At 61.8% G+C, this 16,955-nt stretch carries 14 protein-coding genes; 8 read left to right on the plus strand and 6 right to left on the minus strand.

Annotated features, from left to right (window positions below):
* Positions 1-168: 168 nt before the first annotated feature.
* Together SO180_RS33030 and SO180_RS33035 are read right to left on the minus strand one after the other, a co-directional pair.
* A complete protein-coding gene (locus SO180_RS33030; protein WP_449383006.1) occupies positions 169-918 on the minus strand; it encodes a glycosyltransferase family 32 protein in 750 nt (249 codons plus the stop codon).
* A 75-nt stretch (positions 919-993) separates the two neighbouring features.
* The gene (locus SO180_RS33035; protein WP_449383007.1) at positions 994-1,740 is read right to left on the minus strand and encodes an FkbM family methyltransferase; all 747 of its coding nucleotides are present in this window, start codon (positions 1,738-1,740) and stop codon (positions 994-996) included.
* A 724-nt stretch (positions 1,741-2,464) separates the two neighbouring features.
* Between SO180_RS33035 and SO180_RS33040 the strand changes: the two genes are divergently transcribed.
* The 4 genes from SO180_RS33040 to clcA all read left to right on the plus strand — a co-directional run bounded on the left by SO180_RS33040 (position 2,465) and on the right by clcA (position 7,817).
* Positions 2,465-3,067 carry a hypothetical protein gene (locus tag SO180_RS33040; RefSeq protein ID WP_449383008.1) on the plus strand — a complete coding sequence of 201 codons (603 nt, stop codon included), beginning with the start codon at positions 2,465-2,467 and terminating at the stop codon, positions 3,065-3,067.
* Positions 3,068-3,286: 219 nt separating this feature from the next.
* Positions 3,287-4,132, plus strand: a complete 846-nt coding sequence (locus SO180_RS33045) for a metal-dependent phosphohydrolase (RefSeq protein ID WP_449383009.1) — start codon at positions 3,287-3,289, stop codon at positions 4,130-4,132.
* A gap of 481 nt (positions 4,133-4,613) precedes the next feature.
* Positions 4,614-6,149 carry a PAS domain-containing sensor histidine kinase gene (locus tag SO180_RS33050; RefSeq protein WP_449383010.1) on the plus strand — a complete coding sequence of 512 codons (1,536 nt, stop codon included), beginning with the start codon at positions 4,614-4,616 and terminating at the stop codon, positions 6,147-6,149.
* 303 nt (positions 6,150-6,452) lie between these two features.
* The gene (gene clcA / locus SO180_RS33055; protein ID WP_449383011.1) at positions 6,453-7,817 is read left to right on the plus strand and encodes a H(+)/Cl(-) exchange transporter ClcA; all 1,365 of its coding nucleotides are present in this window, start codon (positions 6,453-6,455) and stop codon (positions 7,815-7,817) included.
* Between the two features lie 57 nt (positions 7,818-7,874).
* Here the strand turns inward: clcA and SO180_RS33060 are convergent, their stop codons facing one another.
* Entirely contained in the window at positions 7,875-8,252 is a 378-nt protein-coding gene (locus tag SO180_RS33060; protein ID WP_449383012.1) for an NUDIX hydrolase, read from the minus strand.
* A gap of 247 nt (positions 8,253-8,499) precedes the next feature.
* Between SO180_RS33060 and SO180_RS33065 the strand changes: the two genes are divergently transcribed.
* The 3 genes from SO180_RS33065 to SO180_RS33075 all read left to right on the plus strand — a co-directional run bounded on the left by SO180_RS33065 (position 8,500) and on the right by SO180_RS33075 (position 12,163).
* Positions 8,500-9,963: a GH1 family beta-glucosidase gene (locus tag SO180_RS33065; RefSeq protein WP_449383013.1), complete on the plus strand. Its 1,464-nt coding sequence runs from the start codon at positions 8,500-8,502 to the stop codon at positions 9,961-9,963.
* A 384-nt stretch (positions 9,964-10,347) separates the two neighbouring features.
* Complete coding sequence (locus tag SO180_RS33070) at positions 10,348-11,580, plus strand: acetyl-CoA C-acetyltransferase (RefSeq protein ID WP_449383014.1); 1,233 nt, start codon at positions 10,348-10,350, stop codon at positions 11,578-11,580.
* A 280-nt stretch (positions 11,581-11,860) separates the two neighbouring features.
* On the plus strand, positions 11,861-12,163 hold the full coding sequence (locus SO180_RS33075) for an HU family DNA-binding protein (RefSeq protein ID WP_027528369.1): 303 nt from the start codon (positions 11,861-11,863) through the stop codon (positions 12,161-12,163).
* A gap of 240 nt (positions 12,164-12,403) precedes the next feature.
* Here the strand turns inward: SO180_RS33075 and lon are convergent, their stop codons facing one another.
* The 3 genes from lon to SO180_RS33090 form a co-directional block, all read right to left on the minus strand.
* Positions 12,404-14,785, minus strand: coding sequence for an endopeptidase La (gene lon, locus SO180_RS33080; protein WP_449383015.1), 2,382 nt, complete (start codon positions 14,783-14,785; stop codon positions 12,404-12,406).
* Between the two features lie 8 nt (positions 14,786-14,793).
* Complete coding sequence (locus SO180_RS33085; RefSeq protein WP_449383016.1) at positions 14,794-15,180, minus strand: Hsp20/alpha crystallin family protein; 387 nt, start codon at positions 15,178-15,180, stop codon at positions 14,794-14,796.
* A gap of 180 nt (positions 15,181-15,360) precedes the next feature.
* Positions 15,361-15,927, minus strand: a complete 567-nt coding sequence (locus tag SO180_RS33090) for a YciE/YciF ferroxidase family protein (protein WP_449383017.1) — start codon at positions 15,925-15,927, stop codon at positions 15,361-15,363.
* A 224-nt stretch (positions 15,928-16,151) separates the two neighbouring features.
* Here SO180_RS33090 and SO180_RS33095 point away from each other — a divergent pair, with 224 nt between their 5' ends.
* Positions 16,152-16,778, plus strand: coding sequence for a MarC family protein (locus SO180_RS33095; protein ID WP_449383018.1), 627 nt, complete (start codon positions 16,152-16,154; stop codon positions 16,776-16,778).
* The last annotated feature ends 177 nt before the right edge of the window (positions 16,779-16,955 follow it).

The raw sequence follows: 16,955 nt of genomic DNA on the forward strand, positions 1-16,955 counted from the left end.
GAGATGTCGCAGCCCGGCCGAACAAGGAGATGGCCAATAACGAAAGCGCTTGACACCAATCGCCCCATACAAGTCCTCTGGCGCAAAGCGGACCTTCTGCGGGATGCGCACGTCTGCGATGGGGCCAGAACCGGACAGGAAGTCGAAAGCGACCACGGCATCTCGAAGCTATTGCCAGCTTCCGGCAGCCCCATGCACGAAGGAGGCTTCTTCCAACGTTCCCCTGCTCATTCCTGCTTGGAAGATTTGACTTCCAGAAACGACCCGAATGTCATTGTGTTGCTTCAATGAACCATTTTGGGTGATGGTCTTTGAAATAGCATTTGGTCCGGTGACACCAAAGACCGGCGGATAAACTGATTTTCCCAGCAGCTTGGCTGCTACTTGCTTTGCAAATCGGCCCGCTTGCGCAGTCGGCGACTGCACGGCTCGAACGTTCTGGGTAATTCCATTGAGGATATCTGTCCAAACGGGATGCTTCGGCTCGCTCGCAAATAGGCAGTTGTGCACACTGTTCGTGATCGAGCGATCGTTGGGCCAGGTCCATTCCCGCTCGACAAAAATGACTCCCGCGTCAAATTCAAATCTCTTTCTGAACAGAACGTCAGTGTCGCAGTAAACTCCACCACAGTGATCCATCAAGAGGTATCGGACAGTGTCGACAACCCAAATGAATTTGGGCATCTGGGAGATCGTACTCTCATAATACTCAGGATAGTTTTTCTTGATGAATTGCACGATGTCATCGTCGTCGTGGATCAGTATTTTGTAGTCTGGATAGAGGGCTCTTATGACATCGACATTGCCCTGCGCAGTCGAAGACAGTTTCTTACTCTTGCTTGTGAGGTGGAATATTTTAGGGATCATGCCTTGCCCTGTACCAATCGTTCGCGGCTCTTCTGCACGTTTTCCGATCACATAAGCTACCTACAAGCTATCTTCGTTCCCTGGCACTGCCGATGGCCGTCCCTTTGCTGCGGCTGTTTCGTAATTTCAAGCGAACGCAATCTCGATATCGGGCGCAGATGGATTGTTTGGGGCGTCGAGAGCAGAGGGGAGACTTTCGACTTTAGCCCCGCCCACGCTGTTTTTGGACAGCGTTAGCTCAATAACGAGGGGCGTGCCCTCGCTGATCGGAGACCAATTGTTGGCGTGGACATGCAGCAGACTGAACTTCAATTCGTTCACAAAACTCACAATCCGATCAAGATGAAGATCAACCTCGTGGAACTCGATGACGACGCTGGAAATCCGAGCCCGATTGCGCACGATTGAATCGAGACACCTGTATTCACTCCCTTCAATGTCCATTTTCACGAAGACATTCGAAGCCGTAACCCGCGCAAAGACGTCGTCGAGCGTACAATGTATTCCTCCAATCGGAAGGCCAACATACTTCGCGACATGCCGTCTTCGCCCTTTGAAAAACAGCCGGAACGCTCGCAATTTCCACAGAAGCCCTAATGCCAGTTTCGGCTTAAGGTCGAAGAACGCCCTAACCGCCCTTTTCATAAAGAGCTTCGGGTTGGTGGAGGCATCGTATGCGTCCAAAGGAACATCATTGATATTCACAAAATCGCTCTCGAATCTCCAATCGCAATTGACGCCAAACGACAAAAGGAAATCGGAGCGAGCAACATCTGAGCGAGACACCAGATATCCGCCGTCGCCCTTGCCCCCCAATCTAACGAGATCTTGGCAGGCCACGGGCTGCAACGTTGCAGGCAATCTAGCTTTCATGGAAAACCTCTGTAGCTGAAGGCACACTCATTCGCCCAGTCGCTACTGCCACCACTTCGCGGCGGAAATATTTCTCGACTGCGTGGCTCATCAGGCGCGACTCGCGCATCGCTTCATCTTCTGTCTCAATACGGAACTAGATCTTACCCCTCGCGGTGTGGGTGCCTGACGAGCGCCATGAGACCACACTATACCAATCGTTCGCGGCTCTCCTGCACGTTTTCCGATCACACAAGCTGCCTACAACGATCTTCGTTCCCTAGCGCTGCCGCGAATGAGGATGGAAGGAACAGTTCGGAAACGATGCTCACATAGACCGGCAATGGGTCAAACTGCGACGTGCGAGAGAGGGCGCTTCTGGCGCAAAGGGAACATTGGCGACGGTAGCCAGACAAAACTGACACACGGCGCACAAACTCGTGAGCGGGCCCCCGCCACGCGGTTCGCGTCACTGAATTCGTGCCCGCATCTCGCTTGGCGCCAGAATGAATTCACCGCATCGCCGGATTTAGGTCGCATTGCGACCTAGGTCGCGGCCAAAGCTCGTGCGGGTGGGGGCGCAACACCGGGGTTTTTCATGTCCGGTCATTTGCGATTTTGCTTCGCCGCTTTTGCGCTTCTTGCTGGTCTCTCGACGTCGCCTGCGTCTTCGAACCCTTTCGCCGGCTTATTCGAAGTCGCCCCCACAACAGCCCCTGCGCCCACCCCCGCGGAAGAGGAGTGCTTGCTGCGGCCCGGCAAGTCGGTCGCCGAGGGGCAGCACTGGGTCTATCGGTTGGAGGGCCGCCGCAAATGCTGGTTCCAGGCTGCCGAAGGGAGCGCGACGGTGAAGAAGGCGGTTCAGCACCGCGACCCCAAACATCGTGCCACCGCTCCCGAGGAGAAAGAGATTGTGGCGCGCAAGCGGCAGGCGGCGGTGGATGCGCGTGCGGAGCTGCAGCGCTCTGCACCGCTGGATACGTCTCGCCCGAGCCCGTCCGTGCCCGCGCAGGTCGCAGATGCCGGTCCCGTCCTTGCTGCCGAGATCGCGCCCCCCGCGTCGCCGGTGCGAGCTCCCAACCGCGAGGACGACCAGCTCACGCCCGACCACATCACGCCGGGTCAGGTCGACGTGGAGGCGCTTCTGGCGGCCGCGCCGGCCGCCGGGGAGGTGATTGCCGCCTCTGCGCCTTCGGCGACGCCGGTCGCCTTTCCCGCGACAGAGGTGGGCGGTGACGGGCAGGGCTGGACCTGGCTTGGCATGCTGCTGATGGCGCTGGGGCTCGTCTCCATCTTAAGCGCGAGCCGCACTTTTCGGTGGACCGTGCTTTTGCACCAGTTGAGGTGATCTTTCGATTGCCAGAGGCTGCCGCTTGTCAAAACGCGACCTGGGGGGATGTGGAGGCAAGCGGCCATGCGGCCTGAACCGCACGTCTCGGATTGGCTCCGGCGGCGAGCCGAACTGCCGAGACGACCTTTGATTTAGGTCAAGCTTTCCGAACAAGAGTCAGGGCCCTAGGTTGGCAAGACGAGCCGTTGTCGTGCGCACACACTGACGGGTGTTCAGATGATCACGATTCCAGAACTGTTGGCGCAGACTTTATCATCGTTCCTGACCTCTGATACGCGAGATAGGTTTGGTTCCTCGCATGCCCGCCTGACCGAAGTGCTTCCGTTTGCAGCCAGACTTACGTTGGAATGCATCGGCAACAGCGACGCCCTTTATCACGACATTGAACATACTATGCTTGTTACTCTTGCGGGGCACGATATCCTAATGGGACGAATGTTGTTGCTGCCGACAACAGCCGTAGACTACGCAAGTTTCATCCTGGCGTGCCTCACCCACGATATCGGCTACGTGCGCGGGATCGTTCAAGGAGATAGCGAAGACTCCTATGTCGCAGATCTGACCGGCCGTACAATTCGTCTCCCAAGAGGGGCGTCGGACGCCTCGCTCGGACCCTATCATGTGGACCGCTCAAAGCTGTTCGCCTCCGAGCGCTTCGATGGTATCGACGAGGTCGATGCGAGCCGAATTGCCCGAGCCATAGAATTCACGCGCTTTCCTTACACGGATTCTTCAAACGACGAACTGATCGAAGAGGAAGGTATGCTCCTGCGCGCTGCTGATCTTATCGGTCAGCTTGGCGATCCCAACTATCTGAGAAAATCAAATGCGCTGTTCTACGAGTTTGAGGAAGTCGGGTTGAACAAGAAGCTCGGCTACGAAACGCCTGCCGATGTCGTCTACAAGTACCCGCAGTTCTATTGGAACAATGTCGCCCCGCAGATTCAGAGCGCCATACGCTATCTCAATATCACCTCGAGCGGACGGCAATGGATAGCGAATCTCTATAGCAACGTTTTCCGAGCTGAACGTGAACCCGGCTTATCCGGGCCGCAGCCGTGACTGCGCTATCATCCAGATTTTAGGAAGCTAGGTCTTTCGGGCAAGACTGTTGGTACGTTCGCGCGCATTGTCTGCGTCGCGTCCAAGCACTTCTGCATGGGTCTGCGTGGCCGAACGTCGACCTTGCCGGGAGGGCAGGTCTTGGCGCACGGCGGGCATTGGTCGACGCCCGTGGCAAAGGTAGCACGGCTCCGCCTCACACGCAGGCGTTGATGGAACCGAAAGCTCGGCCCGCGTTGTTCGCCGGCCGGACCAATTCGTCCCGCGATGTGGGCGACAGAGAAGCCCTCGTATACGTAAGTATAGTCGTCACAAGGCATATTCCTGAAGGATCATTGGCCACTGCGAGGCCAGGTTCGACCCGCCGTGCGTCTTTAGCGATCGCCGGGGCTATCTGCCGCTCCGGGACGATGGACAGCCCCGCTATCCGATGCGAGAAAGAAATAAGTCGATCTGATCCATCGCTCTTCAAGAGTCGATTATGCAAGATCCGGTTCAAGTGCCGTCGGTCGCGCTCGATTCGAATGAGCGCAAGCGCTCCGAGGAGGCGCTGCGCGAGAGCGAGGAGCGCTTTCGCACATTGGTGCAATTCTCCTTCGATGTGTACTGGGAAACCGACTCGCAGCATCGCTTCATCCGCCAGGAGTTCGCCGAGACGCTTGCCGAGCCGCCGGTCGCCGAGATCGGCAGGACGCGGTGGGAGGTGCCATCCCTGGAGCCTGATGCAGAGGGCTGGCGCAAGCATCGGGAGATGCTCGATGCCCACCTCCCGTTCCGCGATTTCGAGCACGCGCGGCCGACGCCCGATGGCGGCAAGCGCTACGTGTCCGTCTCCGGGCTGCCCGTCTTTGACGAGACGGGGGGCTTTATCGGCTACCGCGGAGTGGGGCGCCACATCACGGAGCGCAAGCGCGCCGAACAGGCGCTGATCGAAAGCGAGGCCCGTTTCCGTACCTTCGTGGACCACGCGACCGACACGTTCATGCTCCACTGTGAAGACGGTCGCGTGCTCGACGTGAACCGACATGCTTGCGATAGCCTGGGTTACAGCCGGGGCGAACTGGTGGGGGTAACTGCGTCCTTCTTCGATCTGGAGCTGGATGAAGCGACCTGGCGGATCAACCGCGACCGCCTCAAGGCCGGCGGCATCGCTACGCTGGAGAGTCGCTATCGCCGAAAGGACGGCACCGTGTTTCCCGTCGAAGTTCGCATGCGTGAATTTTGCGAAGGCGGTCGGCGACGGATCATTTGTCTGAGCCGCGACATCACCGAACGCAAGCGAGCCGCCGAGACGTTCCGCGAGATGCAGGCGGAACTGACGCACGCCAATCGCGCGGCGGCGATGGGCCAGGTCACGGCTTCGGTGACACACGAATTAAGCCAGCCGATCACCGCGATGCTCTGCAACGCGGAAGCCGCATTGAACTGGCTGGGATCTCAATCCCCGAATTTCGAGAAGGCACGGCAGGCGCTCGCATCCATTGTCGCAGACGCCAAGCGGGGCGGCGAGATCATCGGTTGGATCCGTTCGCTGATCAAGAAGACGCCGGCGCCGAAAGAGACCATCGACGTCAATGGCGCGATCCTGGACGTGATCACCATAGCCCGGAGCGAGCTGCTCAAGCATGGTGTCTTGATCCAGACGGACCTTGCCCCTGGCTTGCCGCTCGCGGAGGGCTATCGCGTCCAGCTGCAACAGGTTGTTCTCAATCTAATCCTGAATGCGATCGAGGCGATGAATTGCATCGACGTGGGCGGACGGGAGCTCCGGATCAGCACGGCCGCAGATGCCTCAAATCGCGTTGTCGTCTCCGTGCGGGACAACGGCCCCGGACTTGACCTGGCCATGGTCGACCGCCTGTTCGAGCCCTTCTACACCACCAAGCCGGGCGGCACCGGCATGGGCCTGTCGATCTGCCAATCGATCATCGAGGCGCACGGAGGACGACTTTGGACCGGCGCGAATGAACCACGGGGCGCCGTGTTTCAGTTCAATCTGCCTTCGCAACACGGGTGATACGCGACATTTGCCAGTGATCTCGAAACACGCTGCGAGCGTCGCCTGGATGCCGCAGCGTGCGCGGCCGCAAATCCGTAGCATCGTGGGTGTCGAGAACGCCACCTGATAGAGAGGGTGGATCGCCAGCGATGACGCGCTCGTGCCGACGCCGATCGCGGCTGCCCCCCCATCCCAGCGCGTCGTGCTGCAAGCCGAGAAAGACAGTTCTTCGATCAGGTCGGAAGCATTTTTTCCGGGACATTCGCCGGTGATTTCGGCAAAGATTGTCCCTTGCGAAAGCCTCGAGATCATCGACCTGCCGTGGACCATAACCCCAATGACGACCGACAAGTCGAGGACGAACGTCGCGGCCTATTGGGGCTCGCGGCGATGGCCCTCGTCATAGGAGCGGCCACTGGATGTGTTGGGGCTATTTTCCGGCTTCTGCTCGCGCATGCCGATCGTCTGCGCGATGAGATGATCGCCTGGGCCTATGGCCAAGGGATCTGGGGATTTTTGATCGTCGTCGGCGCGTCCGCTCTCGCAACCCTGGTTGCCGCGTGGATGGTGAGGCAGTTCTCGCCACACGCTTCGGGCAGCGGCATTCCGCATGTCGAAGCCGTCCTGCACGAAGAGATTCCGCCGGCTCGGTTTGGTCTGGTGCCGGTGAAATTTGTCGGGGGGATACTGGCGATCGGCTCCGGGCTGGCACTGGGCCGCGAGGGGCCGACCGTACAGATGGGCGCTGGCATCGCGGTTTTCGCTGCGCGAGTCTGCCGGCTCTGCTGGGCGGACTCCCGCGTGCTGCTGGCGGCCGGCGCTGGCGCCGGCCTTGCAACGGCCTTTAATGCACCGATTGCCGGGCTCGTGTTCGTGCTGGAGGAGTTGGTGCAGAGGATCGAACACCGTGTTGCCATCGCCGCACTTGCAGCGCTGGCAACGGCGATCCCGGTCGCAAGGCTGCTTCTCGGTGATGCGCCCGACTTCCAGATCGGGCCGCTGGGCTACCCCAGCCCAGAGTCCGCCCCGCTGTTCTTTACCTTGGGTGGCGTCGCGGGCCTGCTGGCCGTCGCATACAATCGCACGCTGCTCGCGACCATCGCAGTTCGGGACCAATTCGGACGGCTACCGATCGAGCTCCGCGCCGGATTGATTGGCGCAAGCGTGGGCCTATTGGCCTGGTTCGCGCCCGAGCTGGTCGGTGGCGGAGATCAGATCACGCAGCGCACGCTGATTGGCCACGAGAGCGTGGGGATCCTCGGCTTCGCATTCCTGATCCGGTTCGGGCTCAGTGCTCTCTCATACGCCGCCGGCACTCCCGGCGGACTGTTCGCACCCTTGCTCGTGCTGGGAGCTCAGTCTGGGCAGCTGTTCGGAGCGGCTTGCCGCTTTGCATTCCCAACGTTCGCCATCCAGCCGGAAGCATTTGCATTGGTGGGCATGGCCGCTTTCTTCACTGGCGTGGTGCGTGCGCCGGTGACAGGCATCGTTCTCGTCGCCGAAATGACCGGTAACGTGACAATGCTGCTGCCGATGCTGGGCGCCTGCTTCATGGCGATGTTGCTACCCATGCTGCTGGGCAATGCACCGATCTACGATTCCCTGCGTGAGCATACGCTGCGTTTGGAGCGGCAAATCAGACAGAGACGAGGGCTGAAGGCTGACCAGACGTCGACAAAGGCGTAGAGCACCCGATGCCCGCTGATTGCCCGGGTTCGAAGCCGTGATTGCGAGCCTTGGGGCTCACTTCGGAAACAGCCTGTCCCGGATGTAGCGCGACGTCGGTGTTAATCTGAGCCCTCGCGGCTTGCACCAGGCCGCCTTGTCGATCTCCTTCTTGTCTCCGATCTTCAGCCCGCCGGAAGCATTCTTCGTCAGGAAAATCGCATCGCTCATCTTTCGTCCGGATCGGCGGTTTTTCCGCTTCACTTCTCTCCAGAGCTTCAAAGGGCCGGGCTTCAGGTTCGGCAATTCTTCCCTGATCTCGCGGCGTAGGCACTTCCTGTCACTCTCGCCTGCACGCCTGCGGCCGCCCGGAAACATCCAGCGCTTATCGCGCCGTCGTCTGACCAGGAGCACGCGCCCCTTCTTTGCCACAACGAGTTTCGAGGACTTTGCCATAATCCCTGCGAATCGATTTCATCAATGGGCAGCAGTCTAGACCAGTCGGATCGGCCTACAATAACGGGCGCTGCGTTTGCGGCCCTGTATTATCCCGGTATTGGCCTGGCCGGAGCGCGACCAAGTTTGCCCCTGCCGCTCTCGATACACCAGCAGCGCATCACGATCGTCCCCGAACTTCACTTCTCAAATCGGCCGGGACCCTCCATTGTGCCGGTCCGAAATGAATAGAAGTGGAACAGAACCAATGCCGGACAAGTTCTCGCGTCGCCAGTTTGCGAGGATCGCGGGGCTGTCCGCAGCGGGGATTGCGGCCCCCGGACAATCCGTCGAGGCGAAGCCGGGAGCGGCGCCACGCCCGGCGGGAGGCTTTCCGCCGGGCTTCCTCTGGGGCACTGCGACCTCGTCCTACCAGGTCGAGGGTGCCGTCACCGAAGATGGGCGAGGGGCCTCGATCTGGGACACGTTTACGCGGGTGGCTGGCAAGATCGAGGACGGAACCAATGGTGACCGGGCCAACGAGCACTACCATCGCTACAAGGACGACATCGCGCTGATCAAGGAGCTCGGCTGCAAGGCCTATCGCTTCTCGGTCGCATGGCCGCGGGTGTTTCCCGACGGCGACGGCAAGCCGAACCCGAAGGGGCTCGACTTCTATAATCGCCTGATCGACGAGCTCCTCAAGAACGGCATCGAGCCGTGGCTCACTCTCTATCATTGGGATCTGCCGCAATCGCTGCAAGATCGTTTCGGCGGCTGGCGCTCGGCCGAGACCTGCAAGGCGTTCGGGGACTACGCAGCCCATGTCGCGCGATACCTGACCGATCGCGTCAAGAACGTGTTCACTCTGAACGAGAGCGGCCGGTTCGTCTATTTCGGCTATGGCATCGGCATCGACGCGCCGGGGCTGACGCTGTCGCAAGCCGAGGTGAACCAGGTCAGGCACAACACCGCGCTGGCGCATGGTCTCGCGGTGCAGGCGGTTCGCAGCTCCGGCCGCCGCGGCACGAGGGTGGGGCCGGCGGAGAACATCGATGCCTGCATTCCCGCGATCGACACGCCGGAGAACGTCCGGGCCACCGAGATCGCGCTGCGCGAGCTGAACGCGAGCTATCTCAACGTGATCATGGAGGGCAAGTACACCGACGCCTTCCTGCAATTCGCGGGGCCCAACGCGCCGAAATACACCGATGCAGAGCTCAAGATCATCTCGTCACCGATCGACTTCCTTGGTCTCAACATCTATGCGCCGCAGCATTATGTCGTGGCCTCCGACAAGGGCGCCGGCTTCTCGCTGCTGCCGATCCCAAAATCGTTTCCGCACATGAATTCGGACTGGCTGCGTGTCGGCCCCGAGACAATCTACTGGGTACCGAAGTTAGCTGCGAAGATATGGAAGACGGGCGCGATCTATATCAGCGAGAACGGCGCCTCCGGCGACGACCAGGTCACGCCCGACGGCAAGATCTTCGACACCGACCGCATCATGTATTTGCGCAACTATCTCGCCCAGCTCGAGCGCGCGACGGCGGAGGGCGTGCCGGTCCGCGGCTATTTCCTGTGGAGCCTGATGGACAATTTCGAGTGGGTCTACGGGCTCAACAAGCGCTTCGGGCTCTACCACGTGAACTTCGACACCCAGGTCCGCACGCCAAAACTCAGCGCGAGCTTCTACCGCAACGTGATCGCAAAGAACGCAGCGGGGGTGTGAGGGGTCTTTGCCCAAGGCGGTCGCGTAGGCTCGGCCGCATGGTTCGAGCCGCGCCGCGAGCGGCGCTCCTCCGCATGAGGGTCCAGGATTTCGCCGCGATACCAGACCTCATCCTGAAGAGCCCGCCAAAGGTGCACGTCTCGAGGGATGGCGGCAAAGCGACTTTCTCACCGCATTGCCCGGCCATCGCTTGTTGCCTTCGATTTGTCTCGACGAATCAAATGGTTTCGCGGAACGGCCGTGTGTCGTCCGGCAGCCACGCTTCTACTTTGCATGGGCTTGTTTTTCAGCTTTTTGCAAAGAGGCGGCGCCGACCTGCGCATTGACTCCGCTCGCCCCCTGATTCAAAACCGCCGCAACAGCCAAGAACAAGAGGATAACGCCATGGTGGACGCGCTGATCATCGATGCCTGTCGGACGCCGCGCGGGGTGGGCAAGGCCGGCAAGGGGGCGCTGTCGGGCATTCATCCACAGCAACTGGGTGCGACCGTGCTGCGCGCGCTCGCCGATCGGACCGGCATCGACACCGCGGATGTCGACGACATCGTCTGGGGCTGTAGCGCGCAGGTCGCGACGCAAAGCGGAGACCTCGGGCGGATGTCGGCGCTCGATGCCGGCTATGACGTGCGCGCCAGCGCCGTCACGCTCGACCGCTTCTGCGGCTCCGGCATCACCAGCGTCAACATGGCGGCGGCTTCCATTATGTCCGGCGCAGAGGATCTCGTGATCGCTGGCGGCTGCGAGATGATGTCGATGGAGGGACGGCGCGGCGGCGGTCCGATGATGATGGATTCCGGCAATCTGCGCCTGCGCGCAAGGCATCCGCAGTCGCATCAGGGCGTCTGCGCGGATGCGATCGCAACCATGGAAGGCATCACGCGAAGGGATGTCGATGCGCTCGGGCTGGAGAGCCAGAAGCGCGCGGCGCATGCGATGGCCAATGGGCACTTCAAGAAGGGCCTGGTGCCGGTCTACCGCGAGGACGGCAGCCTCGCGCTCGATCACGAGGAGTATCCGCGGCCGCAGACCACGATGGAGGGACTTAGCAGCCTCAAGCCTGCATTTCCCGCGATTGCCGACTATGCGCTCGACGACAAGGGGACGACCTATCGCGGGCTGATCCTGCAACAATATCCAGATCTCAAAATCGACTTCGTGCACCACGCCGGCAACTCGTCCGGTGTCGTCGATGGCGCCGCCGCGATCCTGCTGGCCTCGCCGACCTATGCCAAGACGCATGGGCTGAAGCCTCGTGCCCGCGTGGTCGCGATGGCGAATATGGGGAACTCGCCGACCCTGATGCTGAACGCGCCGGTGCCGGCGACCCGCAAGGTGTTGGCCAAGGCCGGGCTTGGCATCGACGACATCGATCTGTTCGAGATCAACGAGGCCTTTGCAGTGGTTGCGGAAAAATACATCCGCGATCTCAAGCTCGACCGCGCCAAGGTCAACGTCAATGGCGGCTCGATCGCGCTCGGCCATCCCATCGGCGCCACCGGCTCGATCCTGATCGGCACCATCCTCGACGAGCTCGAGCGGCGGGACCTGAAGCGCGGCCTGGTCACCATGTGCGCCGCAGGCGGCATGGCGCCCGCGGTGATCATCGAGCGGGTTTAGCCTTCTTTTATAGGGTGAATCGCGCTCCTTCTTGCACAAAGAGGGCGGTCGTCGCTTGTCGAGAGCATGGAATCAGCTTTAGCAAGGGCGTCGCGGGCCTTTGAAATAAGGTAAAAAGCGCTGTTTTGGCTGCCACCTGCTCTGGAAGTGGCTAAAAAGCAGGGTTTTTTGTCACAGCGGGACAAAAAAGCCCGTATTTTCGCGACAAAACTGTGCAGAAGGCTATAGGCCTTCAACGGTTGGTCTAATATGCAACCGGCAACGAATCAGAGGAGACACGATGCCAACCCAACTGTCCAAATCGCAACTGATCGAAAAGATCGCGACTGCCACCGAGCTTTCCAAGCGCGACGTCAAGAACGTCATGGAGACCTTGACGGATGTCGGCCACAAGGAGCTCAAGAAGAACGGCCTTTTCCTGGTGCCGGGCTTCGCCAAGTTCGTGGTCATCAAGAAGCCCGCGACCAAGGCGCGCAAGGGCACCAACCCGTTCACGGGTGAAGAGATGATGTTCAAGGCCAAGCCGGCCCGGAAGATCGTCCGCGCACGGCCCGTGAAGGCCGCCAAGGACGCCGTGGCCTAACGGCTAAAAGCAAAGGCCCCCTCCACAAGAGGGGGCCTTTTGTTTTTTTAGGTGCCGCAGGGGCGAGGCGGAGGGGTCAGCCCCTGCGGTATCTGGCTTTGACCCGAACGGGCTGAAGCCGACCGCGCGACGCAGGGATCTGCTCCCGGAGCCGGCCGATCGTACGATCGAGCCATTGCCGCAACCGCTGCACCGTCCGTCTGGTCTTTGTTCTTTTCAACGCCATCGTCATCACCGTTCTCACTCCGCTGCCTCGACCTGTGCTTTGGCCGGGTCAAGCGCTTCGGCGACTGCCTCGTCGACCCGCTCGAGCCAGATGAATTCCAGGCTCTCGCGCGCGCTCTTCGGGATGTCGTCGAAATCCCGCTTGTTGCGCGCCGGTAGCATCACCCGCTTCAGGCCTGCCGCTGCGGCCGCCACGACCTTCTCCTTGATGCCGCCGACGGGGAGCACCAAGCCGCGCAAGGAAATCTCGCCGGTCATGGCGGTGTCGTTGCGCACGGTGCGGTTGGTCAGCAGCGAGGTCAGCGCCGTGAACATTGCAACGCCTGCGCTCGGGCCGTCCTTCGGGGTGGCGCCCGCCGGGACGTGAACATGGATGTCGCTCTTCTCGAACAGCGCCGGATCAATGCCGAGCTGGGTCGCGCGGCTCTTCACCAGCGTCAGCGCAGCCTGCACGCTCTCGCGCATGACGTCGCCGAGCTGGCCGGTCAGGATCAGGCTGCCCCTGCCGGGCACGCGCGTCGCCTCGATGAACAGGATGTCGCCGCCGACCGGCGTCCAGGCAAGCCCCGTGGCAACGCCGGGCACACTGGTGCGTAGCGCAATCTCGCCCTCGAAGCGTGGCTGGCCGAGCACGGTCGTGATGTCCTTCGGCGTGACCACGACCTTGGTCGCGGTGCCCTCGGCAATCTGCACCGCCGCATGCCGAAACACCTTTCCGATCTCGCGCTCCAGCCAGCGCACACCGGCCTCGCGCGTGTAGCCCTTGACGATCAGCTTCAACGCCTCCGGCTCGATCTCGGCCTGTTCTGTCGTCAGGCCATTGGCCTCGAGCTGACGCCGCACCAGATAGCGCGTGGCGATCTCGAGCTTCTCGTCCTCGGTGTAGCCGGCAAGACTGATCAGCTCCATGCGGTCGAGCAGCGGTCCCGGGATCGAGTCCAGCATGTTGGCAGTGGCGATGAAGACCACGCGCGAGAGGTCGAAGGGCACGCCGAGATAGTTGTCCCGGAACGTGCCGTTCTGCTCGGGATCGAGCACCTCCAGCATTGCGGCCGACGGATCGCCCTGCACGCCGCGGCCCATTTTGTCGATCTCGTCCAGCATCATCACGCAGTTCCGGCTACCTGCCTTCTTGATGCCTTGGATGATGTTGCCGGGCAGCGCGCCGATATAGGTGCGGCGGTGGCCGCGGATCTCGGCCTCGTCGTGCACGCCGCCGAGGCTGACGCGCACGAACGGGCGATCCATGGCGCGCGCGATGGACTGGCCGAGCGAGGTCTTGCCGACGCCGGGCGGGCCGACGAAGCACAGGATCGGCGCCTTGCCCTGTGGCGCGAGCTTGCGTACCGCGAGATACTCGATGATGCGGCTCTTGATCTTCTCCAGGCCATAGTGGTCTGCGTCGAGGATGCGGCGCGCCTCCGCGATGTCGATCGGCTTTTCCTCGGGCAGCGCCCAGGGCAGTTCGATCAGCCAGTCCAGATAAGTGCGGACCATGCCGGCTTCACCGGCCGCTTCCGGCATGCGCTCATAGCGGCGCAGCTCCTTCTTCGCATGCGCTTCTGCCTCCGGCGGCATTTTTGCTTTCGCGATGGCCTCGGTCAGCTCGGCGACTTCCGCCGCCTTGCCGTCGCCTTCGCCGAGCTGGCGTTGGATGGTCGCCATCTGCTCGCGCAGAATCGCCTCGCGCTGGCGCTCGTCGAAGGCCGCCTTGGTCTGCTGGCCGATTTCGTTGGAGATGCGCAAGACCTCCAGCCGCTCTGCGAGCCGCTTCGACACCTTGTTCATGCGGACCGAGAGATCGATCGTCTCAAGGACCTCCTGCTTGTCCTGTGGTTTGATGTCCATATAGGCGGTGGCGAGATCGGCCAGCGCGCCAGGCGCTGTCGTGCCCTGGAACATCGCCACAAGCTCTGGCGGCACCTGCGGTAGAAGCTGGATCGCCTCGATCGCCTGGCGCTGCAGGTTGAGAAAGCGCGCCTCGATCTCCGGCGAGGTCGTGCTCGGCTCCGGAATCTGCTGCACGCGCGCGGCCGGGAACGGCGTTCCCGGCAGGAAGTCGAGGATACGCGCGCGCTGCACGCCCTGGCAGACGATATGATGGGTCTCGTCAGGCGCGGTGATGTAGCGCACGATGTTGGCGATGGTTACGATCCGGTAGAGATCGTCCGGCGCGGGGTCGTCGATGTCGCCGTTGCGCTGGAGCACGATGCCGATCGGCCGCTGCTCGCGCAGCGCCTGCTGCGCGGCGGCAATCGACTTCGGCCGCGCGATCGCGATCGGCGCGATCACGCCGGGAAACAGCACCATGTTGCGGACGGGGATGACGATCAGCGCGTCGTCCGGAATCTTGGCGGCTTCGGTGGTCACAGTGGTTTCGGTCTGTTCGTTGGCCATGGTCGACCTCAGGCGGATTTGGCGAGGCGCAGCGCGACACAGCCGTCCATCACGAAGCGGCTGATGGCATAGCGTCCGACTGGCAGGGCAATGCGGCGCTCGAAACGCCCCTGTGGCAGCTCGAGCCGATGGATGCGGGCATTGCGCAGCTCCGGTGGCAGCGTGCGCCGGCCGGAGATGACGAGCACGCCGTCATGGATCACCGTTTCGACATTGTCGGGATCGACGCCGGGAAGGGCGACCAGGATCAGGAGCTCCCGATCGGTCTCCAGCACGTCGATCGGCGGCTCCCAGCAGGACTCCTGGCGACCGAACTGTTGGCGCAATCGCTCGCCGCGATTGAACTGCTCCAGGGCTTCGGAAAGCATCCAGTCGAGGGGGTTTTTAGGTTGCATGGCGCGGGCTCTGGAATTGGAAAGCCTGCATATGGTGCTGGTTCCGGGGAAATCCAGCACCAGCCTGCCAGGTTGACTGGGCGGCCAAGCGGCCTGTGCTGCCCGTTCAAATGCTCCGGCGCCGTTGCATCGCACACGGCGCCGTCTGTTGCCAATTTGCCTGGCCGCCGCGGGCAGCCTCTAGGCCGCCGCCCGGTACTGCTCTTCGGCTTCGAGGTTGATCACGGAGGTCGCAAGCTCGGTCAGCGTATGGTCGGTCGCTTCCTCTTCGTCCAGCGTCTGCTGGAGCAGGCGTGCCGCGTCCTGCATGCCGAGTTCCTCGGCCCAGGTGCGTAGCGTACCGTAGCGGGAGATCTCGTAGTGCTCGACGGCTTGCGCTGCCGCGAGCAGCCCCGCATCGAGAGCCGGCGCGCCCTTGAACTCCTTCATGATCTCCGCGCCTTCGTCCGCGATACCGTTGATGGCTTCGCAAGGTTTGCCGCGCGCGGGCTTGCCCAGCATCTTGAACACCTGGTCGAGGCGCTTCACCTGGCCTTGCGTCTCCTTGAGGTGTTTGTTGAAGGCGGCGGCGAGATCCTTTGAATGCGCTGCCTTCGCCATCTTCGGCAATGTCTTGATGATCTTGTTCTCGGCGAAATAGATATCCTTCAGCGTTTCGAGAAACAGGTCGTTCAGCGTCTTTGGCGTCGGGCGTGCGCGCCGCGCCTTCGATGTCCTCGTTGCTCGTTTCTTTGCTCGTTTGACCATGGATCCTCCTCTTGAGGTCGACGGGAAGGCGTCTGCTTCCTCAATCCTCAGGCGATCAAGACATGAGGCTGGCCCAAAGTTCCAATCGGCGCGACGAGGCGGCGATCCGCCAGGAGCATGCCGATCGCGCTGTTGCTCATGATCGACTCCTCTGGTTTTCAAGCTGGCGTTGGTGGGCTAAGTCGGTTCCGACAGTCATCGTTCTACGGGAGACGCTGCCGCGCATGCTCGATCTTGCCCTGTCGGCGTTTGTCACCCTGCTGCTGGTGGTCGATCCCGTCGGCCTCGTGCCGGCCTTCCTGGCCGCGACCGCCGGCATGCCGGAAGCGGTCAAGCGCACCGTCGCCTGGCGTGCGCCGCTGATCGCGGCTTCGATCCTGGTCGTGATCGCGCTGATCGGAAACTGGCTGTTGCGCCAACTCGGGATCGGCATCCCGGCGTTCCAGATCGCCGGCGGGCTGCTGCTGTTCGGCGTGTCCTACCGCATGATCTTCGGCGACCGGCCGCAGCGTGAGGCGCGCGAGGCCGACAAGGCGCTGTCCGAGCATGCCTCCGACGTTGCGGTGTTTCCGCTGGCGATCCCCATGATGGCCGGCCCCGGCGCGATCGCGACCACGCTGCTGCTCTCGGGCGACGCCGGCAACGCCGCCCGGCTCGGCATCAACATCGCGGTCATCCTCTTGGTCTGCCTGCTCTGCATGATCTCTTTTGCCGCCTCGACCCTGATCGCGCGCACGTTGGGGCGGACCGGCAACGCCGTGCTCTCGCGCCTGCTCGGCATCCTGCTTGCGGCCTATTCGGTGCAGTTCGTCCTGAACGGCATCGCCGCGGTCCGCGCCAGCCTGCCGTGAGATCAATGTGTTGATTTTGTTGCAATTTTCTTGCAGCTCCCGAGCCGGACATGCCATCGTCGGCTTTCTCTTGCGCAGCCTCATGGCTTTGACGTAACTCGGATCGATAAGAGCGCGGAACGCGCGCATCGCCAGGACGCCGATCCCGATGACAACACAGCGCATGGCCGGCGACGG

This window comes from Bradyrhizobium sp. UFLA05-112, assembly GCF_053572325.1.